The following is a 2,667-nucleotide window of genomic DNA, read 5'->3' as shown; positions in this document are numbered from 1 at the left end:
CCAGGGATTAAATGGGCACAATCTTCCTGAGTATAAAAGCGAATCAGGATTAGGAGCTCTTCAGATGCAAAACCTGCAAAAGGATTTTGACATCAAACTATTGCAGCGGGATATTGACCAGTTGAAAAAGGAAAGTCAGAAGCTTGAGCAGGAGAATAAGGAGCTGACCGAAGCCCTGTATGAATACGAAAACAAGGCAGATAAAGGCAAACTGGAAAACCTGGGATTGTTGATCGGGGCAGGAAAGCTATTAAAAATGGACAATCAATCGCTGCTTGGATTAGCCGGAATGCTGATGGGCGATGGCCAGGCTGACATGAACCTTTTGACTGAATCGTCAGAAAACGAACAAAAAGGGGGTGGCCTGGATCTTTCCGGCAGCAATCCCGAACGTGAAGAAGCAATATCAACGATCAATGTATTCCTTGGTGGTATTGAAGAAGAAACATTCAGAAAAGTGATCACCCTGCTTCAACTCATCGAAAAGCAGAACTTCCTCGTGGATAACCTTTTAAAATATGCCCTTCAACAAAGTTCAGAAAATCTAAAGTCAGACAATACCGATTAACAATGGAATTTACCTACAATTTTAAAATAAGCGGAAAAACCAAAGAGGAAGCGGACCAACTGGCCAAAGCGCTGCATGTAATCTATACAAGCATCAAAAACGAAGACTTGATCTGGGTTTCCGAAAAGATCAAGGAAGATCCAAAAGTGATCAACAAGGTTGTCAAAATCGCTAACAATCCCTTGGTGAAAAGACTATGGTAAAAGGCAGTGAAAATAGTATGGGTAATCCTCTTGTTGCAGCTACAGCAGCCAAAGTGATCAGTGATAATTCACCCCAGATCATGAAAGGTGTTAAAACCGGGTCCATGATTATTGCCGGGGCGGGATTGATCTATTTTGGAAGAAAATACCTGAAGAAAGTTGCTCAAAACAAACTACTCAGACAAGCTGGAACCAATCCGGAGGTCAGAGCTGCAGTAGATATTTACCAGGCTATCCCCGATGGATTAAAAAAAGGCCAGGGAGGATTATTCAATCCCATCGGACTGGCAAGGGATGCCATGAACCAGGTGAAGAGAATCTGGCAACGGACGGATACAGACAGGATCCTGAATGTAGCTAAAAGCATTCACACCAAAAACCTGGATATCGATAAGGTTTACCGCTATTTCTATAAGCTATATGGGGAGCAACTGTATTTGTTATTAAACACAGCATTGGAACCTGGCGAACTTGCCAAGTTCAATAATTATTCATCTTCCGGTACAGCATCCTCAACACCAAAAATCTCAGGTCAGAAGTATGCTGTGGTTAAAGTCAATAACCTGAATGTTCGCAAAACCCCGGAGAACATGACCTGGACACAGGTTTTTAAAAAATCCAATAAAATAGGGACTGCACCATTTGGAAAAGTCCTGGGACTTACAACCGGCAGGGAGGTGTTTGATGAAGAACACAATGTGGTATTTGTGGAATTGAATGTTTGGGATACCAAGTACAAAGCTCATATTGCCTATGCCTGGAAAGGAGGTTTGAAATTCCTGACCATTCCTGAATTACAAAAGGAGTTCAATACGAATAATTACAGTGAGATTTTAAGAGGCAAACAAGTATACAGGATTGATCCGGATAGTTTGAACGGAATAGAAATGATTACAGAAGGAGGGATTGGATAATATGGCCCTTCTTTTTGAAAATAAGGTCAGGGGAGTGGATAAACAGTCTTTTATCCAAAAAGTCAAGCAAGTGGCTTATATGTTGGGTTATGATCCCGAGTGGTTGATGGTGGTGATGAACAATGAAAGTGGTTTTGATCCTGGAGCTGTCAATCCTCATTCCGGGGCAACCGGTCTTATCCAGTTTATGCCGGAGACGGCCACCTGGTTAGGTACTTCTACCGGTCAATTAAAATCCATGACCCGAAACCAACAACTGGACTGGATATTAAAATATTACCAGCAATGGAAGAAAAGTGGTAAAAAAGCCAGCAATTCGACTGACCTTGCATTGATTACTTTCTATCCTTATGCAGTTAACCAGCCGGATACCTATAAAATCGGAAGTGAAAAATCAGCAGAGAGGGCCAGCACCATTTCGAAACAAAATCCGGGATTGGATATCGATAATGATGGATTCATTTCTGTATTGGACTATAAGAAATGGCTGGCCACAAGACTTCCCGAAGGATTGAGCAAGGAAAAAACTTCCGCCATCATTGGTTTGAAGGCTACAAAAATAGGTGCAAGCGTACTATCCGTTATTGCCCTGGTATATGCAGGTCGTTATTTTATGTTTTACCAAAAAACCACGGAATAATGTACCTGATCTATCTACGAAGGCTATTGAAGAACATCGGCGGCGATGCAGGTACAATCGATGCCAACAGACCGATCAATATTTCACCGGATGGAACCAATTTTGGCAATCCGAACATGCCTATTGCAGATTTCCTGGAACAGTATTTCTTTGATAGCTATGCACCGGTGATCAATTCTTTTTCCGGTGGAACCACATTGGAAAAAGGAGAAAACAACCTGGATCGGACATTATCATTCACGATTTCGGCACCCCAGGGAGGGGAGATTGCGTCGGTTATCATTACATCCAACAGAGGATTTAATTCCGGTGATATCAAAAACGGTACGGGTAATCAAACAG

At 42.1% G+C, this 2,667-nt stretch carries 5 protein-coding genes; all 5 read left to right on the top strand.

Annotated features, from left to right (window positions below; all coding sequences use genetic code 11):
- Positions 1-568: hypothetical protein (locus KDD36_14990; protein ID MCB0397954.1), on the top strand; the 568-nt coding region annotated here is incomplete at its 5' end.
- 2 nt (positions 569-570) lie between these two features.
- Positions 571-771, top strand: coding sequence for a hypothetical protein (locus tag KDD36_14985; GenBank protein MCB0397953.1), 201 nt, complete (start codon positions 571-573; stop codon positions 769-771).
- 17 nt (positions 772-788) lie between these two features.
- On the top strand, positions 789-1,685 hold the full coding sequence (locus KDD36_14980; protein MCB0397952.1) for a hypothetical protein: 897 nt from the start codon (positions 789-791) through the stop codon (positions 1,683-1,685).
- A gap of 1 nt (position 1,686) precedes the next feature.
- Complete coding sequence (locus KDD36_14975) at positions 1,687-2,325, top strand: transglycosylase SLT domain-containing protein (protein MCB0397951.1); 639 nt, start codon at positions 1,687-1,689, stop codon at positions 2,323-2,325.
- Positions 2,325-2,667: hypothetical protein (locus tag KDD36_14970; GenBank protein ID MCB0397950.1), on the top strand; the 343-nt coding region annotated here is incomplete at its 3' end. The genes KDD36_14975 and KDD36_14970, both read left to right, overlap by 1 nt.

It is taken from the genome of Flavobacteriales bacterium (assembly GCA_020435415.1).
Lineage (GTDB): Bacteria > Bacteroidota > Bacteroidia > JACJYZ01 > JACJYZ01 > JACJYZ01.
The sequence above is the reverse complement of the archived record's forward strand: the minus strand, read 5'-3'. Positions and strand labels throughout refer to the sequence as shown.

Bases quoted from the DNA above. Each gene is read 5' to 3' on its own strand.
- KDD36_14975 (MCB0397951.1), top strand. From the start codon at position 1,687: ATGGCCCTTCTTTTTGAAAATAAGGTCAGGGGAGTGGATAAACAGTCT.
- KDD36_14980 (MCB0397952.1), top strand. From the start codon at position 789: ATGGGTAATCCTCTTGTTGCAGCTACAGCAGCCAAAGTGATCAGTGAT.
- KDD36_14985 (MCB0397953.1), top strand. From the start codon at position 571: ATGGAATTTACCTACAATTTTAAAATAAGCGGAAAAACCAAAGAGGAA.